General features: G+C 40.3%; 19 protein-coding genes. 18 read left to right on the forward strand and 1 reads right to left on the reverse strand.

The features are described 5' to 3' along the window. The first annotated feature begins 105 nt into the window (after positions 1–105). The 6 genes from B7E11_RS17920 (at position 106) to B7E11_RS17945 (ending at position 8509) form a co-directional block, all read left to right on the forward strand. Complete coding sequence (locus B7E11_RS17920) at positions 106–4533, forward strand: leucine-rich repeat protein (RefSeq protein WP_176220801.1); 4428 nt, start codon at positions 106–108, stop codon at positions 4531–4533. A gap of 2 nt (positions 4534–4535) precedes the next feature. After that, a complete protein-coding gene (locus B7E11_RS17925; RefSeq protein WP_139787240.1) occupies positions 4536–5603 on the forward strand; it encodes a hypothetical protein in 1068 nt (355 codons plus the stop codon). 110 nt (positions 5604–5713) lie between these two features. Then, complete coding sequence (locus tag B7E11_RS17930) at positions 5714–6763, forward strand: Kiwa anti-phage protein KwaB-like domain-containing protein (protein WP_176220668.1); 1050 nt, start codon at positions 5714–5716, stop codon at positions 6761–6763. Positions 6764–6805: 42 nt separating this feature from the next. Beyond that, complete coding sequence (locus tag B7E11_RS17935; RefSeq protein ID WP_080833653.1) at positions 6806–7471, forward strand: hypothetical protein; 666 nt, start codon at positions 6806–6808, stop codon at positions 7469–7471. 180 nt (positions 7472–7651) lie between these two features. Further along, on the forward strand, positions 7652–8143 hold the full coding sequence (locus tag B7E11_RS17940) for a hypothetical protein (protein ID WP_213084130.1): 492 nt from the start codon (positions 7652–7654) through the stop codon (positions 8141–8143). After that, positions 8144–8509, forward strand: a complete 366-nt coding sequence (locus B7E11_RS17945; protein WP_245809664.1) for a hypothetical protein — start codon at positions 8144–8146, stop codon at positions 8507–8509. Between the two features lie 427 nt (positions 8510–8936). Here B7E11_RS17945 and B7E11_RS17950 read toward each other — a convergent pair whose 3' ends face one another. Beyond that, positions 8937–9140 (reverse strand): helix-turn-helix domain-containing protein, encoded by a 204-nt coding sequence (locus B7E11_RS17950; protein WP_080837050.1) that lies wholly within the window; start codon positions 9138–9140, stop codon positions 8937–8939. A 142-nt stretch (positions 9141–9282) separates the two neighbouring features. Between B7E11_RS17950 and B7E11_RS17955 the strand changes: the two genes are divergently transcribed. The 12 genes from B7E11_RS17955 to B7E11_RS29075 all read left to right on the forward strand — a co-directional run bounded on the left by B7E11_RS17955 (position 9283) and on the right by B7E11_RS29075 (position 21451). Beyond that, a complete protein-coding gene (locus tag B7E11_RS17955; protein WP_080837052.1) occupies positions 9283–10221 on the forward strand; it encodes an SHOCT domain-containing protein in 939 nt (312 codons plus the stop codon). 98 nt (positions 10222–10319) lie between these two features. After that, entirely contained in the window at positions 10320–12038 is a 1719-nt protein-coding gene (locus B7E11_RS17960) for a WG repeat-containing protein (protein ID WP_080837054.1), read from the forward strand. 730 nt (positions 12039–12768) lie between these two features. Then, positions 12769–13377 carry a hypothetical protein gene (locus B7E11_RS17965; protein WP_080837056.1) on the forward strand — a complete coding sequence of 203 codons (609 nt, stop codon included), beginning with the start codon at positions 12769–12771 and terminating at the stop codon, positions 13375–13377. A 190-nt stretch (positions 13378–13567) separates the two neighbouring features. Next, a complete protein-coding gene (locus tag B7E11_RS17970; RefSeq protein WP_080837057.1) occupies positions 13568–14263 on the forward strand; it encodes a BsuPI-related putative proteinase inhibitor in 696 nt (231 codons plus the stop codon). Positions 14264–14675: 412 nt separating this feature from the next. Further along, the gene (locus tag B7E11_RS17975) at positions 14676–15080 is read left to right on the forward strand and encodes a hypothetical protein (protein ID WP_080837059.1); all 405 of its coding nucleotides are present in this window, start codon (positions 14676–14678) and stop codon (positions 15078–15080) included. Positions 15081–15423: 343 nt separating this feature from the next. Further along, positions 15424–15900 carry a hypothetical protein gene (locus B7E11_RS17980; protein ID WP_080837061.1) on the forward strand — a complete coding sequence of 159 codons (477 nt, stop codon included), beginning with the start codon at positions 15424–15426 and terminating at the stop codon, positions 15898–15900. Positions 15901–16429: 529 nt separating this feature from the next. Next, the gene (locus B7E11_RS17985) at positions 16430–17338 is read left to right on the forward strand and encodes a tyrosine-type recombinase/integrase (protein ID WP_080837063.1); all 909 of its coding nucleotides are present in this window, start codon (positions 16430–16432) and stop codon (positions 17336–17338) included. Continuing rightward, on the forward strand, positions 17310–17696 hold the full coding sequence (locus B7E11_RS17990; protein WP_080837065.1) for a hypothetical protein: 387 nt from the start codon (positions 17310–17312) through the stop codon (positions 17694–17696). Before B7E11_RS17985 ends, B7E11_RS17990 begins: the two co-directional genes overlap by 29 nt. Positions 17697–17727: 31 nt before the next feature. Next, positions 17728–18066 (forward strand): hypothetical protein, encoded by a 339-nt coding sequence (locus B7E11_RS17995; RefSeq protein WP_080837067.1) that lies wholly within the window; start codon positions 17728–17730, stop codon positions 18064–18066. Between the two features lie 12 nt (positions 18067–18078). Continuing rightward, entirely contained in the window at positions 18079–18573 is a 495-nt protein-coding gene (locus B7E11_RS18000) for a hypothetical protein (RefSeq protein WP_080837069.1), read from the forward strand. A 1046-nt stretch (positions 18574–19619) separates the two neighbouring features. After that, positions 19620–20876, forward strand: a complete 1257-nt coding sequence (locus B7E11_RS18010) for a restriction endonuclease (protein WP_139787241.1) — start codon at positions 19620–19622, stop codon at positions 20874–20876. Positions 20877–20944: 68 nt separating this feature from the next. Next, on the forward strand, positions 20945–21451 hold the full coding sequence (locus tag B7E11_RS29075; protein ID WP_139787242.1) for a hypothetical protein: 507 nt from the start codon (positions 20945–20947) through the stop codon (positions 21449–21451). The last annotated feature ends 36 nt before the right edge of the window (positions 21452–21487 follow it).

Here is a 21487-nt window from a genome sequence, read left to right on the forward strand (position 1 = left end):
AGAAGCCCTTTGCAAAGTCATTGCTAAAATCCACTTTTGCAGCTTTTCTCAGATCAAATTTATTCCTTTTAGATGAATTCTTATAAGTCTAAGGGGATGAGAGATGTGAATGTGAGGAAGAGGAAGTTCTTTAGTGGAGTTGCCCTATCTTTGGTCATTTGCTTAATGTTCAGCCTATTCCCTCTCGGGGCATTTGCTGACAGCGGAACAAGCGTGACGGATGCTGTTTATGGTGATAGTAGTGTCACCGATAGTGTCTATGGAGGAGTTTCGGTCACCAGCGTAGTATACGATTCTGATCCGAGTCATTTTACCTACCAGACTTCTGGTTCTAATGCAACGATCACAGGGTATACGGGACCAGGGGGAGATGTTGTAATTCCTGATACTATTGATGGATATCCTGTTAAATCAATTTTTATTGATGCCTTTAAGGGAAAATCAGAAATCTTTAGTGTGGTTATCCCTGAAGGGGTGACCTATATTTGGAAAGGTGCATTTAGTATGATGCCTAATCTAACAAGCGTAACCATACCTGAGGGTGTCACATCTATAGGGGAAGGAGCTTTTGCTGAGAATAAAAATTTGACCAGTCTAACACTTCCAAGCACTTTAAACGATCTAGGTTTCGGTGCATTTTATGGAACGGGATTAACAAGTATTGAAATACCGCCATATGTGACGAGTATTAGTGAAAATGCATTTGCTTCAACTAAATTGGAGACAGTTGTGATTCCATCAACAGTCACAGATATCGGCACGAGGGCATTCTATTTTTGTTTTAACCTGAAAAGTATTGTCATCGAGAATCCAAACACTGTTATAAGTGATGTTGTTATCGGAACAATACCTCAGCAAACGACTATCGTGGGTCATGTCGGTTCTTTTGCCGAAGAGTATGCAATTGCCAATAACATTAATTTTAAAGACATAACTACTGGCACAGATGTTCCTGAAATCGATAATGGCGGTCAAGATCCGATCTCAAGGTATCATCGCGGGGAAGATGTTATCATAAGCGATTTATTCGAAGACGAAGATTTAGCAACTTATTTTGTTGAGTGGATGTCCTATGAGTGGGGAGAAAAATGGTCGGTAACGGATGTAATCAATAAGGAAGATGTTGAATCGAGGATCATGTGGCTATATACCAATAATGATTTCAGCTTTGTTAGTTTTGGAAATCCTTCAAGCAATATGGGAGTCTCCAGCCTTGAGGGAATGCAGATATTTGACAAAGGACTTTTCAAAAATCCGCGAATTGCAAAGAATATTTACTTCCCGAACAGTAGCTTAACAGATGTTGATCCATTAAGCTTTTTGGAAGATGCCAAAAACATATTTTTAAATGACGGACAGCTTACTAATGTGGATGGGTTAAGCAATCTGCGGACAGTAGACACGCTGAATCTAGGACGGAATAAGTTGACCGATATTAGTGGCTTAACAAGCTTAACTTCAATTGACACGTTGAGGTTAAACGATAACCAACTAACAAACAATGATATGGCAACTTTAACATCAGTGTTCAACAGCGCGAATCCGAATTATGTGGATGCAGCTTATAACTACTTTGTCTTAGGCGATGCGGAGAGCACGCAATTTTTTAATAATCTGATGGAGATTACTTCAGATGTCGCGGCTCGTAGCCCACAGTATAATTTTGAATTCAATCCTACTGGAAATGTAAAGGTCGAATATCGAGACAGAGATACCAATGAATTAATTGATTCAGAAGTATTTACCAATGTCGCTATCATGCAACAACAAACCTACTATGCTAAAGGTATTGAGGGATATTCATTAGATGACGATTCCGAAAAAACAGTATCAGGATTCGGTGCTGTTGAAAGTGCAGTACTAGCACCGAAGTTTTTATTGAGGGGTATTTATGCACCTGACCCTAATACTTCTGTGGACGGTCTTGTTGATTGGAATTCTGTCACCTTTGCAATCGAAGATGAATCGGTATTGACTTATGACGCAGCTAATAAAAAATTAGAAGTGCTGAGTGCTGGCAGCACAGATTTTGATGTCAGTGAAAATGGAATATATCGTGGCACATATTCTGTTGATACAGGATCGTTTGGCAATACTCCGGTTGTATTTTATTACAAGTCCACAGCACCATCAACAACTAATCACACCTTGACCATTCTTGAACCATTAGGTGAAGGATCGGTATTCCCAAATGCAGGAACTTATGAATATCCTGATGGACAAACAGTATCCTTGTCTACTAATAATTCTGTTCCAGGGTATGAATTTGAAAAATGGGTCATCGATGGCGATGACGTTTACTATCCAAATCCATTTGCACTATGGGTTGATGTCGTTATGGATCGAGATCATGTAGCTCAAGCGGTCTTTAAGCCGACTTCTCCAGCGCAGTTTACTTTGAGCGTAAATCAGATCGGGGAAGGTCTTGTCTCCCCTGCAGGGGTAACAAATCATTTTCCGTTAGAGCCGGTAACCTTAACTGCGAGTCCAGCAGCTGGTCACAGATTCGTTAAGTGGGTTGTTAATGGAATTGATTCATACGTCCCTGTGCTGACGATAGCCATGAATAACAATACAACTGCCACCGCTTACTTCGAACCGCTGATTCAGTACACTTTATCGGTTGATCATGTCGGTGAAGGCGATGTCTCCCCTGCAGGGGTATCTAAATTTTATGAGCTACAGACGGTTAACCTGACTGCTAACCCTGCGGACGGATATAAATTCGTAAAATGGCTGGTAAATGGGGAAGAGATTTTGACCGCTAACTTTACAATTACGATGGATCGGGATATCGCGGCGGTTGCTTATTTTGACCTGATAACACCAAACGCACCGAATCAGTTTACTTTAACAGTGAATCAGGTCGGTGAAGGAGCGACGACACCAGGCTCCAGTAACGGAGAGTTGAAGTACGACAAAGATGTAGAAGTCACTTTAAATGCTGATCCATCTGAGGGATATGTATTTGTGAAGTGGATAGTCGATGGGCAAGAATATTCGGATGCTGAAATCACCATTAAAATGGATAAGAATAAAACTGCCACAGCATATTTCGAGCCGATCGCTCTACCGCCAGTAACTAGAGGCGAACTTAAAGTTGAGTTTAGAGATTCAGTAACGAATGAAAAGATTCGAGACGATGAGGTCTTAATGGATTTAGAGCTTGGAGAGCACTCGTATCTTGCCGATGCAGTAATCGGGGTCTACGAACTTGTGGGCGAAGCCCTGAAAAAGGTCGTTCTGACCGTTGCCGAACCAATTCAAAAGATCACTTACTTCTACAGAGAGAAGGTTATTACGCCACCTGCAGATGATGATCCAGTTGAACCGCCTGTAATCTATCCACCAGTAGTTCAGGAACCACCTACACCACCAGTGGTTGAAGAACCTGCTGATCCGCCTGTAGTTGAAGTTCCAGCCGAACCTCCTGTTGTTGAGCAGCCGGAGGAACCTATTAGCAATGAAAAGCCGGTTGTCGAAGATCCAATTGCTGACGAACCTGTAGAAAATGAACCTGTTATCGTTCAAGAGCCGGTAAGTGATGAAGGTTCATCAGAGGATGTTCAGGTTTCAAATGATGTGTCGAAAGTTGAAAAGGCTCCAAAATTGGATCAGGTTCGTATTGTTGCGATTGACGTTGAAACGGATGAAGTCTTGACAGAAGAGATTCTGCGGGATTTACCACTCGGCAAGCATGAGATTTCTGCTCCCGCTATAGAGGGGTATACTCCTTTGAAGCCTTCTGTCCAAAGTGTAATGATTGAGCAAAAGAATCGCCAGTTGGTTGTCGAGTTCAGGTATCAAAAGCTAAAGCAATATGGAACGGTCTTTGGGGTTGTCTTGGACAAAGACGGCAATCCGATGAAAGGTATACAAGTTGAACTGCATTCTAATCCGCGCGTCACGTATACGAATGCCAATGGGGAGTATAAATTTGAGAATGCGGAGCTTGGTCAACATACCGTCATCTTGAAGAATCCTTTCACCAATGAGGAACTTGGAAAGGTTGAGATTGTTGTTTATCAGGGCAGCGAAAAAAAGGATTCCAGGACCGAATCGTTAAAGGATGCAAGCGAGATAAGAACGGTAATTGAATTAAATGAATCGGAAAATACGAGACGGATCGACTTTATCATCGAACCTGTCGAGCCAAAGGACTATATCCCACAAATCCCACAGGAACCGGAGCCGATTGAGCCGAAAAGTAAGCTGCCGATCATCCCGATTGCGACTGCTCCTTTATTGATCATCGTAGTCATTCTTTATTTCCGGCGTAAGAATGTGGTGATCTACGATATTTCGGGTGACGATGATGGAGAAGGTATTATTATCAAGAAATTGCGGGTGAAGGCTAAGCCGGAGACGATTATCGATCTATCTGGCTTAGAAGCATCGAAGGTTCGGATCAAGTTCAAAAATCCGGCATCTTTTAGAGAAGTTGATTTGCTCTTGAAACACGGTGACGAGAAGTTGCCAGTAAGTTTAACTGACGGTCAAGCTCATATTGACGTTACAATTAGTGAAGATTAATTTTGGAAGCACCTCGTAGATCGCGAGGTGCTTTTTCAATACAACGACACTTTATTATTTTTGCAGTTGAATTTCGAGAATTTAAATACTTAGCAGGAGAGGAAGGTGAAGAAGTAATGAGTAATGTAATGAGACAGCTAATAACGGAAAGACAAAGAATCGTTGCACGAGATAAGTTTTCCGAAGAGGATGAGGATGTTTCGTTCCACTTCTTCGATGATGGCACCACTGTCAACATCGGCATCGGTACTGAGGTCGACCCGACAATTCGCCTTACACCTATTGATGATCCTGAACCACCGATTCTTTCCGAACCAGTCGAGCCAGCACATGTAGATGAACCACAGCCCGAATCTGAACAAGCTACTCAAGATCCTGAACCAGCTTCGCTCCATCAGGATGAAGTCAATCTTAAATCCGATCAAGTTATTTCTCCGACTGATGAGATCAAGCCAAATTTAAGCATTATCACCGCCGCGGCGGAGGAACCGACGATTTTGGAGCCAGATAGTTCGTCAATTGATGCTTTGAAGGAACAGATTAGTAAAAGTGCCAAGCTGTTCGAGGACACGAGATCTCATATCAGTTCTCACAAAATCACGGTCAATCAGTCTACCCACTCGATCCACTCTGCTGAGTCAATAGGCTTCCTTGACATTGAAGGAGAATCGGTTGAAGCTCCGCTACTTCCGTTCGATGATGTTGAGAAGTTGGAGGCTGAATATGTTAAGCCAAAGGACAATGTCGGAAGACTGACAATAGACGGTAAGCCAGCAGCCCCTCACCAATCAAGTACCAAGTCTAGAGAGCCTTGGGCAGTCAGAGTCTTTATCGTCGCTCCGATCAAGGGTCTATTCCACGCCTTGTATGATAATGGGATTATGAAAATATCTAAATTTATTGGAGTAATTTTCTTATTTCTATTGCTCAGTGGGATAGCGACGGTTGTTTATAATGCGCATAAAACAGGTCAACCACCACTTGAAATAGCTCTACAACTTTATTCTGATGCAAAGGAATTCGTAAGAGTTGTATACAGTGACATTTCCTCTGCTATCAGGGGTAACTAAGCTCTTCCCATTCCCATATGCGCCTTCCACAGTTCAACACGATTCGGCAACTGCAATAGAGGAAATCCTTTCCTTTTGTCGAATTATTGATGAGTGGGAGGCGATATGAAATGGATATAAACCACAATGATAATATCATTAATAGACTCAGCAATTTGGCGTTGACGGACGAAGCCTTGAATGGAGTAGATTTGTCTTTTCACCTTGTAAGGGTGCAGAAGGAATCTGATTCTTTCTATCAATCCTCGGGTATCCAACTTGCGCCAGATGTTATAAAGTGGGTCAAGAAAAGTATCATCAAAACCTTGCAGGGGTTAAAGGAAGTTGACGATACCGAAAGTAAGGTTTTTCTAGTCGGGAACTATAACCATGAAATCAAGATAAATGACCGTATAGCAAGGTTTGAGTTGTCTGAGAATCTGGGTCTTTTAGATAAAGTTAGAAAGCTGACCACAGCCTTGCGCACTCCAGATCCTGAGTATCCTGAAAAGCATACAAGCTTTCAAATGGTAAAGCTAACCTTAGGTGAGCAAGATGCGTATTTTTGCTATTATCGCGGGGTTAAGAAAAATAGTATGCGTACCTCAAGTAAGAAGATATGGGCAATTAAAAATGCCAATCAATTTATTTTTACTGAGGATACTATGATCGATCTAGGGGGTAACATCGACTTCTTTATTGTCGGAGATTTTATCTTCATTATTAACGTCCGACATTTCGAGTTCGCATTTGATTACCGAGATCATATTAATGAGCAGCGAGATCGGAATCTGACTGAGATTATTTCAATGCCGTTCTTTGACGGTGAGAATTCAAACAAAGGGAAATTCGAGGAATCCTGTAAAAAGTACATCCACTCACGGGGACTAGCTCAAATTAAACGTGACACCTTAACGGCTATTCAGACTAATTTCGAGGCTAGATGTAATGAGCTGTCGCAAATCAAAGCGAACCTTCCTGAGGATCAAGCTGAGCAGGAACGGTATAAGAAGAAGTACAGCATGATTTGGGAATTGTTCGAATATATTGATCTGGATAACCGTAAGATTATTTTTAAAGAGGGTGCTTCCCCCAGGGCGTTATTGCACTTCTTTGCTGATAAAATCGTAAAGTCATTCGTATCTGAAGACTTCAAGGTGGCGATTGCTTACGAAGAATAATTCTTAGGGGGTATGATTGTCCTCTCTGGGAGGGAGAGTAAAATGTGGGGTAAGCGTGAACAGGTCATTTTATGGGCGACAGCATACCTTCCCTTAGTCCTAATCATGGTCTATAGATTCGTTGACAGTAACGATTTCTTTAAGAAAACGGAATGGGCGAAGTGGTTAGCCAAGCATATTGATAAGACGGTCTTTGACGTAATCGTTATTGCGGGGATAATCGTCATATCACTGCTCATCTATCGCTTGGTTGCCATGTGGCTTTTCAGTGACTATGATCGCCAATTAAAGGATAAGGAAATAGGTAAGAGTGTCTCGGTCAGGAAGTATGAACGTTTAAGTGTAAATGACTATTCATTCTTTTTAATGACCTTGCTGTTGCCATTGATATCTATAGATCAAGCTTCGGCTATAAATTTGATGGTGACATTGGCTATTGTAGTGATCGTGATTGTCATATACGTTAAGACGGATTTTATAAGTGTTTGTCCTGTGTTCTTTATGTCGGGTCGACAAGTTTATAAGGCAATTATTTCAGACCAGAGTAAAGAGGCGGAAGCAGCTGATCCGTCAATTCGCCAAGAGGTTATTGTCATAACTCGTGAGAAGTCCATGAATTTGAACAACAAGTTCCGGACGGTAAAGTTAATCAGCAACATCTTTTATTTGTCCAGTAACAGTAATAATGCCGATCCTGATGATGTATGAATTTATAGAACGGTATCCGAGACAGCAGGCAAATGGCTGTCTCTTTTTATGTTAGAATGAAATGAGGGGGTCTCGATTGACATGAAAGCTAAAATGGTATTCTTCATCACAGCACTTCTCGCAGCTGTGGTGATCGCTGTTCTCTGGTAATCGGGGTTAATCGGCTTATGGACGAGTGGTATGGCTCATATTGCCAACAATACGAGGGACTTTACTGATAAGTCAGGTCACTTAATCGATGGCAAGTATTCACTGGAGGTTAACCTGTCTGATTTTGATAGCAACATTGGCAAGGACATCTACACTGATGGCGACCATCGAATCTACGTCTCATGGCTCCAACATACACAGAATGGCGGCTATGATATCGGATTCAGATCAAGCGGACAGTACTCTCTTTCTGGAGCCACACATATTTCGGGGGTTCATCATGAGACGATCAACGATCATTCCTTCACCATGTCAACACCTGCTAAGATGACCGCCGAGTATAAGGGCAAAACCTACGATGCTCAACCAACGGGACAATGCGGAATGAATTACAAGGATGGCGACTGTTTTTCATTCAGCTTCTTTCTCAAGGATGATCCGAATGAAGAGCCCGTAGAAGGTGTTGGCATGGTCAAACTAACCATGACCGACCTGTATAAGAATATTTGGAGTAAGCAATGAGTGGCTGGTAATGGTAACATCCAAAATGGAGGGGATAAAATGCTTATCTTTTCTATAATTGCATTTTCCGCTTTAGCTGTTGCGATGGTGTCTTTAATTATTGCTATCAGTGGGAAACACCGCTATTACTGGATTACCGCTATAGGAATATATATTTTCAGTTTTATAGCAGGGTTTTCGATAGGACAACTAACAGTGGGTCTGACATTCATACCACTAGCATTAGCAATTGGTTTGTCCTTAGGATGGATAAAAAGGAAATCGGATTATGTATTGTCCGTAGGGGTTGGAACGGTTATGGGAGTTATTGTTGTGATGTTTGTTGATGACTATTGGACTTTCTTCCCGTTTTGGATTTTTTCTTAATTTCAATCAAGTAAAGTAACTGACAACAATGAGTGGGATGAAGGGAAAGAACAGTCTGCCTTTTCTGAAATTGCTTCTGGTTCTTTTTCTTACCCTATCAACCCAATGATTTTCGTATAAGCTCCCTAACATTATATAAGAAGAAACTCGGTAAGGCTTCCCCGATAAACTTGGGGTCGCCTTTTTTTTTGATTTGCTTTAGATCTGTAATTACCTTCTTGTTTACGCTAAAGTTACAACAACCCTTTTGGAACAGGAATTCTAAATAAGAATTTTGTCGGAAATGCATCTTCATATGAAGGGTCAGGCGATGTTTAGAGATTCCAAATATTTGCGCACCTAAAGTCTCTACTGGGCAATGTGACTTAAAATCGACAGACCAAAGACAGAATTTTGTTTAATATTACAATGGTTATTTGCGATCACTTTACACGGAGGGACGTCTATCTTTCCACTCATCAATCTCTCTTGGGTCAACATTAAGGACTTCGCAAATATGAAGAGCGATGTTGACTGTTGGCATTGTGATTCCGTGTTCGATGTTTTGATAGTGTTTTAAGGATATATTAACTGCACGACTCACATACTCTTGTGTAAGTCGTTTCTTTTCTCGCGCATCTTTCAATTTCATTAGGGAAACAGCTCCTAGCAGTCGTTTCCCTAATCGTAGCGAATACGCGAACTTTTTATTATAAATAATAATTGGCGTATAATAATACCTAATATTATAATTACAAATATACAGTTATAAATGAAACTAGGAGTTGTATGTGATGAATAGAAAGGTAATCACAATTGTTATCTGTTCTTTAGTAGGGGTAATTCTGCTTCTGGTTTTACCGAGTTTATTTACAGTTCATGCCCCAGGTTATGGAGAGTCAAGCGCACTAGAAGATGCAGCACCTTCAATTATCGTATTGTTATTGATATTTGCAGCACCGATCATCACCTTTATTACGGTTAGGATGGACAGGAAGACAAATCGTGGTATCAACTTATCGGACGATGACAAGAAGAAGTTTGGAGCTATTTTTGTAGAACCGACCGAACGCTATATTTCATCCCTCGGGAACGGTTATCTCATTAACTTTCTTGTAGATGGTGTTATTACAAGCGGATTTTCTATGATAAGTAATAAGCGGGTTTATTTTAAAGGTAAGTGTTTCTATAAAGAAAAGGGTAAACTCAAGAGATCGTTTGAAGAACGAATTGTCGATCTCAAGGATGTAACTGGAACAGGATATACGAGGGTCAATCCAATGTATTTGCTAATATCAGCGGGGGTGACATTACTAGCGGCAATTTCGATGATTATCGTAAACGCCAATTTAGATCAGGATAACATACGTTTATTCTTTATCACTTTGTCGTGTTTAGTTGCGACTAGCGTTGCATTAACTATGTATATCTTGAAGCGCACAAACCTATTTGAGATTTCCTTCGCAGGAGGAAAAATTGCGTTCGATATTAAGTTGTATGATAAGTCGGAGATTGATGACTTTCAAAAACAAATAAGAATAGCAAAAGACAGTATTTTAGAACTGGCGCAATCACAGGTTGCCGCAGCTCAATCAGTTTCTCCAGTGAACTCCAAGTTAGGAGTAGCTGATGAGTTGAAAAAATATGCAGAGTTGCTACAACAAAAGCTCATTACTGTGGAAGAGTACGAGTTAGTGAAAAAGCGTCTCTTGATCGATGAAACTAAGAACTAAGCTAAAGTTAAAGATGAAGTACCAAGGGGTTGAAGTCAGGTGTTTCGGCATCTGACTCAATGATCGTTTGCTAATCTTATTTATAAGGGGAGAAAGAAATGAAGAAATTAATAAGCACGATATTGTTTATTTTAATTGTCTTTTCTGGATATTTACCTGTTTCAAAGGCTGCTGAACAACCACTTGATTTCGTTGATATTAAAGCAGACTTTGGGTTTAAATCTGCTATTTTATATGGGGAGTTTAGCTTTATTGATGGATTTGCGTGGATCGGTGATGCAAAATATGGTCGACAAGCCAGTTTAGTTGATCGAGATGGCAATCTTATATTTAAGAATAAGTTTGTTATGGATGCATTCGGGAGAAGTGATCATATTCATTTTAGTGAAGGGCTATCCAGAGTTGAAGTTAGTAGCAAACCCAAAAAGTGGGCGTATATTGACACTAAGGGCAATGAGGTAATAGTAATTGAAGCCGATAATGTTATGAATTTTCAAGAAGGTTTAGCAGCATTCAAAAAAGATGGTAAGTGGGGATTCATCGATAAAGATGGGGATGTAAGGGTTAGACCGCAATTTGAAGAAATCAGTAATTCCATAAGGGGTATTATAGTCAGTGAATTTGGCTATGGTGGCTTTAAAGATGGTCTAGCTGCTGTGAAAAAGAGCGGAAAATGGGGATTTATCAATTATCGTGGTGATGAGGTAATCCCGTTTAAATATGATTTAGCACTTGATTTTAATGAAGGACTAGCCGCAGTAAAGTTGGATGACAAATGGGGATATATAGATAAAGACGGCAAAGTTGTTATCAAGTCGCAGTTTGCTGAGGCATCAAGCTTCAATGATGGACTTGCTCATATAAGAAAGTTTGGAACGAATAAATATAGCTTTATTGACAAGTCAGGAAAAGAGGTAATTAAACCTAACCCTGAATATGAATATTTTGATGATTTCAGGGAAGGTATGGCGATCATCACGAAAGATGGAATAAATGATCTTTATGGATTCATGGATAGTACGGGGGAAGTAATCGTTAAGCCTAAATATAATGAGGTTAAATCTTTCAGTGAAGGATTGGCGCGTGTTTATGTAGAGGGTAAAGGATATGGGTATATCGATAAGTCGGGGAAAGAAATTATAAAGCCACAATTTACGAGTGCAAGTAGTTTTAAGGATGGTATAGCATTAGTTTCAGTCAGAGTGGATGATAGTCGAGGAGCTTCTACGAGGAAAATTCTAATGAATCCACTCGATAAGCCGGATGTTTGGGCTAAATCTGAAATCGAAGAAGCTATCTCATTAAACTTAGTTCCTATAGAAATGAAATATGGATATAAAAACAATATAACACGAGCCGAGTTTAGTAAGTTAGCTCTTAACCTGTTAACTGTTAAGACAGGTAAGTCAATCGATACTTTACTTCAAGAGAGAGGTGTAACAATTAACTCAAATGCTTTTGACGATACCCAGGATAATATATTATTGGCATCAAATGCTTTAGGTATAGTGAGCGGTAAAAGTAAAGGCATTTTTGACCCAAATGGACTTATTACTCGTCAAGAAGCAGCTGTGATGTTGGCGAGGACTGCCAAAGTCCTTGGTATTCCTGAAAATATAAATAGCTCAGTATTTAGTGACAGCGAATCAATAGCAGATTGGGCAAAGGACGCGGTAAGTTTCGTTTCCGCTGTTGAGGACAATACCAATCATGCGGCGGTTATGGGCAGTACAGGGGGGAATAAGTTTAGCCCATACTCAAATTATCAAAAGCAGCAGGCATTTATCACCATAAAAAGGTTGTTTAACGTAAAGTAACTTTGATTATTTTGAAAAGATAATACGTACAGTATACTAAGATTTTTCGCAGTTATTAGTACTTTACCTGATCATAAATCGTAGACGCGGACATACTCTGGAAAATGATTGCATAATGTCGGACATTCAAGTATATTTAAGCTAATTGAATAATCAAGTTGAAGCGGAAGTACCGCAGATCATTGCCTATGACGGGCGAGGTCTGCGGTTTTTTTTTCGTTTCAATGCAAATTGGAGGTTTATTAAATGAATTGTTGTTCTTTCTGTTCCAATGAAGCCGAGAAGTTGTTTAACCATTTAACTTATGATCTGGGGGCACTTTGCATTGAATGTTACATGAGGCTACACGGATCGTGTGGGGTATGTAGTCAAAGTTTCCTGCCTTCCGAACCTAAGCCGGATATTACGTATCAAGTTCGAGCAAAGTTCATCGGGTTTGGCGAGAAGAATTTAATTGTATGCGACCATTGCTTTGAAGCAGTTCGTAAAGAATTTCCGCAGATGTTTGCTTGAGGGGTATTCAGGGCATCGAGGGTATTGATTTTCAAAAATCGATGCCGTAAGCCAGCAGGTTTTGACAACGATGATTGAATATGTTCAATTTTTCCAATCAGATTAAAGGCAATCTTTCTGAACTTTCGAGTGATATGTGGCATATAAAATAACTTTTGGAGTTGCGGGGTGATCAAAATTACATAGTTTGCAACTCAAATATAAGGAGGAATTTGCAATGCATATTTGGCAAGGTGTGAAAGTTAATAACTCAGGTGAAGTGGTTCCTGTAAATTACGCACTGATTACTTCTAGTAAAGATAGTACAATCAAAAATAATGTCGCTTTATTTGGGGTTGATTGGTTATATCAGACGCTTGGGGTTTCTAAGCAGAATGCTGTTATATTATCATGTCGAAGAGCTTTTAGTGACGAATCATTTGATCATGTGTTCGGTCATGCGGACGCAGAAATTCGCGTGAATTCCGTGTCTAATTTTCATCGGTTACCTGATAAAGGTGATTACTCACGTAAAGAACTTGAAGATATAGCAAATGATTTTGGCAGTACTTTAGTAGCGTATGGATTTGAGAAAGCATTAACTAAGGAACAGATAATTGGATTGGCACAAAATTATAATGTGTTACGAGGTAATGATGAGATCCCTGTTTATTTCTTTAATAAGCCGAGTGATGGTGAAAATTACAGTAAAGGGCTACTTTTCTATCCTAGGGGAAGTCTCAAGCTTAAAGTAGCTGATGAAATCCTTCAGGCAGGTCGATATGTTCGGAGTAAGGAAGGTCATTATATATGGGGTGAGGGTTGGTTTAAGAAGGAAGCTAGTTGAGCTAGATAATATTGGAGGCTTTTTGTTAAAATATTAATGTAGCAAAACGGTAATATCGTACTCAAATTTCGAGTCCGGTATTACCGTTTTTATTTAGATGAAGGATGTAACATTTTCCAAGTTGTTCTCGTCAGTTCCATTAGGGGTTGGTGAGTAGACTTATTTTGACGTAGAAGGATGAGGTGTTCAAATGAGGATGTCGATATCTAAGCATATCGTTTTATTACTCAGTCTGACATTTGGGTTAATGGGGTGCAGCGACATTCAGCATACACCAAATGCTATGCACGAGGATGCTGCATCTTGTAAGGAACCGCCAAGTTCCTTTACATGGGGACAGCAAACCTACACATTGAAAACCATAGGTAGTACGGATTTAGAACCAGGCATGAAGCTCGGTTACCTCGACTGTCAAAATGGGGTTTACACTAAAAAAGGTGAAGGCGAGAATGCGACCTTCAATATTTACTCATACGGAAGTCCATTGGACAGCGATGATCTCCTGTATTTCGGGAAATGGGGTCGAGCCTTATACACACCGGCTGAGGAGAATCCGAAAGTCCAAGTCAAGATAAACGAGTCCATTCAGAATATTGATGAGCAGAAGTATGAATTGAAACCCGAAATTCGAGAAATTAGACTTGATCCGCAGCTTGAAAAGGAGTTACTGGAGAAAAAGGAGCCGATGCAGGGATTATTTGAAACCACGATGGACACGGTCAAGGCTGACGGGGAAATCGACATCCATTTCTCGCTCAAGAACATCTCGGGTAAAGACCTACAGATTAATCATGGCTCGGGACAACAGTATGACATTTGGGTATATAACGACCAAGATGAAGAAGTTTACAGATGGTCTTACAACAAAGCGTTTACACAAGCTTGATTGGACGCGAGTTAAAGAAATCCGGACGATTAGTTTTTGATGAAGTATGGAACCTGCAGGATAACGAGGGAGAGCCGGTTCCCCCAGGAAAATACACGGTAGTGGTTATGGTCATGATCGGGTTAGAGTCGGGGACGATTAGTCAAGATGAACTCATCACAAAGTCAATCATTGAAGTTAATCAGGGGTGACTTAGGCAAGAGTATTGAATGCGGTTGATATGTTAATAAAAACGGCAGTATAGAAACTCAGTTCGAGTCTGTATACTGCCGTTTTTGTGTTTACTTTGAAAATTTCGCGGCATATCTGTTTAGTTCTTTTTAGTCAAGAGTACAAACCATTTTTGGAGCTTGAGCAAGAGATTTTTCATGATAGGTGTACACAAAAATAGAACAAAAGTGAGGCGATCTGAATGAGTACCAGAGCTATCGTCATCGATAGTAGAGTCAATGGTAAAGGATTTTGGGTTTCTGAGGATGGTTACCTTGCTGATCTTGGTGTAACATTGAGGGGTTTATTCTCTAAAGGTAAGAGCATTGAGCAAATCTTTAATGAGCTTGTCCAAATGCGGACAGAGCGCACTCATCAAATTGTAGCTCAGACTGGTTATCCAATGCCGAATATGAATAATAAGTTTTGTATCCTCACACCTGAGCAAGTCGAGGTAGCCAAGAAATCAGGAATCAAGGCATTATGGGATCGGTTTAGAATTGGGGCGGAGTATATTTATCGTATTCGTCAAGATGGCGTCTATGTATCAGGTGGTAGAATTCCAAGACTTCGGAGAGTTAAAGAAAAGGAAACCATACGGGGTTAACGAGCTTACCCACTCTACCCACTCCCCAATCGTTTCCGTTCCTACTTGGCTCTACAATCGATTTTATTGTATCAGCGGTTCGGTTTACAGGGGAAAATCGATTACAAGCCGTTTCACGCTTAAATGGGATAAGCTCTCTTTCATCTTGAACGAAAATGCTCTGCCGGTAACGTGTCCATAAAACTACCCATTGGCGCGTTATAAACACACTTCCCCTGCTCGCTATTTTGTTTACATTACTATAGTAGAAACTCGTTCAGGGCTATCCTTGTCGCCGTTGAAAATTCTCGATGGGGTCGCCCTTCTATTTTGTTGATTATCAAGACAGAAAGGACTGGTTCAAATGAGGTTCCTTCTCTATTTAGAGAACTGTTTCAACAAATGCCATGCTGAAGCTAGAGCTAAAGGTAAGGTATTCCCTTCGCAATATGATAAAGAGGTAGCTGAGGCGAGATTTCGTGCAATCGATTATATCTTGGCATTCATGGGGTCTGCGATTGACCACACCTACCCTTTTCTGCAAGGTGGATTCAAAAACAACTTGCCTGATGAGATGAAAAAATGTTTCGAAGTATTTTGTCGGGAGTACCATGAACATGGCTATTTATCGGGGTTAAGATCAGCGGCTCGTCACATGGGTATACCTACCAATCAACTTCAGATGGTTCTTTATCGTATTGACGGAGTAATGAGATCGCTTGCTCACAAGGCGGTTATGGAAATTATGAAAGCGAAGACCGACCGGGAAATCAAGTTTGCAAAGCATTTCTTCGAGCAGACTGTAGCGAGTAATAAGGAAATGATCTTGAATCTGCGCTAATCAATAACGACTTAAATCTGGCAGTATCGAATTCGCTGGTCGAGTTCAATACTGCCTTTTATTTATTCCTGCGAAAAATAGTTGCTCGAATGACGGAGAGCTTTTTCTACTTTGGCAGTCAGTTTTAGATTAAGAATACTTCTAGTAAGGATGCGGTATGGCGGTTGGTAATAATCCTACTCCCCATCATCGGGGTTTTGTTTAACCTTTCCTAATCCCTTCTCCTTTCAATATAAAGCCATACCGCATCCCCACTTAGCAACACAGTTGAAGCAGCCGCAAACAGGAGGTGTCAAAAGCACACTTCTCCTTCTTTCAGCTCAGTCGGCTCTGTAGCGGTCGTTCTCCCTGTCGGTTTCAGGTTCATTATTTGAGCAAAACGGACACCATTACAACTCGTCATACAATTATCATTATGCGACGAGTTCGTAAAAATCGGTCGCAGTTTGGGGTTCAATTCAAAAAGAACTCGTCGTACATCATGGTTCGCAATCTTGTCGTATAACGTTATCCGAGGAGGTGAAAGGTCTTGAAAATCCATGAAGCGGTCGCTCATTATCTCGAACACCTAGTCGCTGAAGGTAAGTCGGAAAATACGGTCAAAGGTTACGCCATGTGCTTTAAGCGGTTTATGATCTGGTTGGATTCTTCGTGGGGTAACGTTTCGGATATCGAAGACGTCTCACAAACGGTTGTTCGGGACTTCAAATCGTTTCTTGAATCAAGGACTGATCGCAGGACGGGCAAACAACTGGCTCCTAACACGATAAATCAAAACTTAATAGCTCTGAAGTCCTTGTTTGTATTCGTAAAGGGTAAGGGGGTCAACTTTAGATCCGATCCGATCAGTGCTATTAAGCTAAAGCCGATTGCTTCCCAAAATGATTACCGTTGGCTCACGCGACACGAAGTAAACCAGATCCTACACGCGATTGAAATGCTTGAGCGTACTGGTGAAAAGCGAAAGGCTATGTATAAAGCGGTCGTTGCTGTCCTCGTCAATTGTGGATTACGGGTGGAGGAGCTGTCAGGGCTAAGGCTGACCGATGTAGTGATGGATTCGGGGTTGATTGTTGTACGGAGCGGTAAAGGTGGGAAGTATCGGCATGTGCCGTTCAATGTTAAAACCCGCGATATCCTGCAGAAGTGGTTAGCTCATCATGGGGGGAACTCGCCCTTCTTATTCTATTCTCAACGCAGCCAACAACTGTCTGTTCGGGCGATCCAGCACATGATCGAGAAACTGTCCGACCTGACCCAAATCAAATTTACAGTGCATCAGCTTCGCCATACCTACGGTAAACAAGTTGCTAATGAACGAGGGATTGAAGCGGCAGCTACTTTGCTCGGTCACTCCAATATTCAGACGACCAGGCGATACATTCAACCTTCCCTACAGGAATTGCGCGATGCTGTTGAAGGTATTGAATTCGAGTGAGAGCGTGGTTGCAAGATCGACCAATGGGTTTGGTGACGTGAATGTTTATGAAGAACTTGAAAAATACGGAGTTACCTTCGCCGCGGCGGTCTATCTCTGGTCTGATTCAACCGATAAAGCTGATTCTGACCGAGAAATCGCAGCCATGCTCAAGAAGGTATTCCAGTTCAAGTACTCTACAGAAAACATCGTCATCATCGACTCCTATATCGACCGAGCCGGTTCGAGAACTCAATGGGGTCGTCTGATTCGAGATGCCGGCTTAGGTCATTTCCAAGGTGTTCTGCATTTTGGAGATCTGGAGTCATCAATTGATCTCCGAAGTAAGGGGTTATTACTCATCGATGTTAGCCGGTGAGGTAGATGTGTCCTTAAGGGTGGTGTAGGCATTGGCAAAAGGTAACATGGAAATTAAGGAAGTGAGGCAATCCTTTCAAATGGCAATAGCGAAAGTGGAGTCGTTACAGGTAATCGGGGTTGAGCATGGATTATGCGCTCCCCAAGATTTATCGGAGCTTAAATCAGAGATCGATAAGATTCATAAATCACTTGATCTGATGACTTTCAAAGCCAACGGTCATTTCGAGAAATTATCGGAGTTGATGCGTTCCTGCGGCTCAATATGTTGTAAAAAGGTTATGCAGCCCAATTCGCTGATGATGTTTTTTCAATGTAGCTCATGCCCGATCTATCGATTCGAAGAAGCATTTCTAAATGATGATGATTAGGAGTTGAAGCTTATGTCGACTGAATCAACTATTCTGAGAAGACCCGATCATTTCTTGGTGGCGCTTATTATCAACAAACCTACTATGAAGCATGTTCGCACTGTAGTTGGTCAATATAGTGAGCTGCTACCAGAAATCGACTTAATGGATTCCGCTCAAAGTAATTTAGTCTATTTGGAACTGGGTGGCGACTTATTAGTATTCCTACAGAATTGCCTTAAGTCAAAAAACGACTTTGCTCACTTTTATAACTTCTGCCTTGAACAAGGGGTTACGATCAACATGAGTGCGCTCTTTATCGACTTGCATAATCTATGCGACCACTACACGGCTCTGAAGTATAATCCAAAAATCAAAGTTCACCCACAGGTTTATCGGGATGTTGTTCAAACAAGGTATCTTTTAACGAAACGCAGTAAAGAGTTTAACCTTAAAGGGATTTCAACCCCATATCATCATGTTCCCATTGAGTTGGGTGCGTTCTTGCAGAGTGTTCGGGCTGGCTGAGCACTCTGTTTCTTTGAATTGGGGTGAACTCGAGATTTTGAAATAATGTGCAGTTATATTTTGCTGAACGGATATTTTATCGGTATTCGACAGCTTAGCTCATTAATTTCATATCAATACAATTGGGAGTTAAACTCAATTTTTGCAGTTAGCATTTGATATTTCTTACAAACAGCGAAGGGAAAAATAAAAAGTCAAAGTTTGGAGGAGATGTGGATGATCAATGCGTTTTTGGCTAGTTTGGATATGGTAGTGGGAATATTTAGAGCAGCAATGCCTTGCAGATAGTCAAGCTGATATTTTGTATATCAGATGGAGAAGAAATTATTTTTGGAGTTGGATAAAGAGCAAATATACATTAGCTGAGAAGAAGTCTAAGTACTAACGATAACATTTAGTGCCAAGAAGAAGTAAAACCTCTACGGATAGACCAGTTCAGTACGACACTTGAATGCAAGTCGAGAATAGGGTTGGAGGAAAATGAGATGATGTGGAACTATCCATTATGGGAAGTAATTCTTTTCTTCAGTAGTCTTTCAATAATTATGGCTTCATTATGCTTTCTAGGATTTCTGTTGGATATTTCTGAATTTGCAATGATTAATCGAGTAAAAATAATGAATTTTGGGAATAATAAGAAAGTGTTCACTCTAATAGTAGTGTGTGCTGTAGGTCTATCAATCCTAACACTTTGCTTGTTTCCTCATTCGAGCGAGATGTTAGCAGGAATTAATTTTATGAATGTAATAGCTACTGCGTTTGAATGAGTCCTTCCCAATAAGCTTATATCCCAGTTTTCGGTGTATGTGAATAGATATCGGGCAAATTAAACGACATGGTAATCCCAATCACACTTCCCTGAGGTGTGATTTTTATTTGTATTACTCTCCAAGGGGGTATCTCGGCTTTAATGCCCCACTTGACCATTCTACCCACTCATTTCACTCAACCTAAGACAAATATGGTAATATTAAAGTATAAGTCTGAATGTGGAAGATTAATGATTTTGGTATAAAGGGTGATTTTTTAATTTGAGCATACATACGATGGATGGTTATGATTTTGAAAGACTCATTACCCAATTATTAAGAAGTATGGGGTTTTTGGTGGAAATGACCTCGCTGTCAGGTGACGGTGGCGTTGATATAATAGCATATTCAGATCAACCGATTATTAAAGGGAAGTATCTAGTGCAGTGTAAACGCTGGAATGCAGCTATTGGGGAACCTACAGTTAGAGATTTATATGGGGTTGTATTAAGCCAAAATGCCAATAAGGGCATTATTATTACCAACTCGACGTTCTCCGACAAAGCAGTTGAGTTTGCGGATAACAAAAACATAGAACTAATCGATGGCTCTCAACTAGCAATATTATTGAATCAATACTGTGGAACAGCTGACATTGCTGTATCGAGTATACGTAAAAGATTTGACGAGATTGATGAGTTTGAGTTGGATAAATACAAGTACCTTAAGTCGAGAATCGAGAACAATAGAAATGAAAAGCAACATTATGACTTGCTGAGAGATTTTTATCATTCGTATATTCTCCGCAACGAGATTGAAATTAATAAAGCTGGATTGCTTGATGAGTATATTAAGTTTAATGAGGAGTTTATTCAGCGGTTCTGTAAAAGATCAAAACTACTGCTTGAAGAAAAGAAGGCAGTTCAATATATCAATGGGGTATTGTATTTATTGAAAGGTGATTTATTTAAGTCTGTTGAGATTTATAAGGATTTGCAATTGTTTGACCCAAACTCTATGAATATTTTATTGCATAGGTATCAAACTGTTTCTGAACATTTTTCCGAATATTTTAAAGGGGAAATTGTGAGACAAATTGAAAATACTGAATATGGTTTTCGACGCATTGAGTATATAGGAAAGACAACGAATAATCTGCCTAGTGTTATTCTGAAAAACCTGTATCTAGTCTTTTCAAAGATTCAATTTAAGACTGGCACAGACTACATTGAACAGATGATCGAAAGTAGATACCAAGAGAATATGCAAAGTGACCGTTTTACTGCAGTAGGAAAAGCAATGCAAAAATTAATGTATGAAGACATTCAGTCCACGTTCCAAGAAATTCGAGAAGGGCAGTATAAGATGTTTAATCTTCCTTTGAAGTATAGCGTCGGTAAGGAATCAAGTTACAGTGGTTATATAGGTAATTACTACTATCATCTCGATTTCAGTGAGGACAGTTTTATGACAGTAGACCAATTAGTTGAAGAATATTGGGGTAAGTCCGTTAGCGAGGACGAAATTGCGATGCTGGAAGTTTTGTTTAAGTAAAAGAGACGAGGAAATGTTCTGTTTACGGTAATTCCAAAAGGTGTTGGTGGTTAGGAGGGGCTTGGTTAGTGCATCCATATTTGATTTTCCTTCTGCTGTTATGTAGTATTCCGCTGTTAATTGTATTATTGCAACTTATGTTTTATCCCGCATTTTGGGTGATTTTGGTTTTAGCTGTAGCAGGATTTTTTGTATTTGTCTATATCAGACAAAAGCAAAAGGGATTTTTAGATTGTGTTAGCGGGTATAGTCATGGAGAGCAGAAGCGGATTCTTTATGTTTATCCAGACCGTGTAACGATCGATGACATTGAGATTATTCGATTAGAGAAGATACAAAGCGCATCCGTACATAAACATAGCGATTGGATTCGTGCAGGCGGAGGTTTTGGTGTCAAACGAGAATACAAGACACTAAGTATTTCATATATTAATAAAGATGGCAACCACAGTGTATATTCGTTTCTATCTGGTAAAAATCCAGGCAACTCATTTGATCGCATATGCAACCTGATTAATAATAAGGTTGGGTATGTGCCCCCACCAGATACGTCTAAAATTCCGCATGAGCTTTGAAACGTATTTTTCCTTTATTCATCAGTTGAGTCCCAC

This window comes from Cohnella massiliensis (assembly GCF_900169535.1).
GTDB lineage: Bacteria > Bacillota > Bacilli > Paenibacillales > Paenibacillaceae > Cohnella > Cohnella algarum.

Excerpts from the sequence above, each read along its gene's own strand:
- B7E11_RS17930 (WP_176220668.1), top strand. The coding sequence starts at position 5,714 with ATGGATATAAACCACAATGATAATATCATTAATAGACTCAGCAATTTG.
- B7E11_RS17935 (WP_080833653.1), top strand. The coding sequence starts at position 6,806 with ATGTGGGGTAAGCGTGAACAGGTCATTTTATGGGCGACAGCATACCTT.
- B7E11_RS17940 (WP_213084130.1), top strand. The coding sequence starts at position 7,652 with ATGGCTCATATTGCCAACAATACGAGGGACTTTACTGATAAGTCAGGT.
- B7E11_RS17950 (WP_080837050.1), bottom strand. The coding sequence starts at position 9,140 with ATGAAATTGAAAGATGCGCGAGAAAAGAAACGACTTACACAAGAGTAT.
- B7E11_RS17955 (WP_080837052.1), top strand. The coding sequence starts at position 9,283 with ATGAATAGAAAGGTAATCACAATTGTTATCTGTTCTTTAGTAGGGGTA.
- B7E11_RS17960 (WP_080837054.1), top strand. The coding sequence starts at position 10,320 with ATGAAGAAATTAATAAGCACGATATTGTTTATTTTAATTGTCTTTTCT.
- B7E11_RS17965 (WP_080837056.1), top strand. The coding sequence starts at position 12,769 with ATGCATATTTGGCAAGGTGTGAAAGTTAATAACTCAGGTGAAGTGGTT.
- B7E11_RS17970 (WP_080837057.1), top strand. The coding sequence starts at position 13,568 with ATGAGGATGTCGATATCTAAGCATATCGTTTTATTACTCAGTCTGACA.
- B7E11_RS17975 (WP_080837059.1), top strand. The coding sequence starts at position 14,676 with ATGAGTACCAGAGCTATCGTCATCGATAGTAGAGTCAATGGTAAAGGA.
- B7E11_RS17980 (WP_080837061.1), top strand. The coding sequence starts at position 15,424 with ATGAGGTTCCTTCTCTATTTAGAGAACTGTTTCAACAAATGCCATGCT.
- B7E11_RS17990 (WP_080837065.1), top strand. The coding sequence starts at position 17,310 with ATGCTGTTGAAGGTATTGAATTCGAGTGAGAGCGTGGTTGCAAGATCG.
- B7E11_RS18000 (WP_080837069.1), top strand. The coding sequence starts at position 18,079 with ATGTCGACTGAATCAACTATTCTGAGAAGACCCGATCATTTCTTGGTG.
- B7E11_RS18010 (WP_139787241.1), top strand. The coding sequence starts at position 19,620 with ATGGATGGTTATGATTTTGAAAGACTCATTACCCAATTATTAAGAAGT.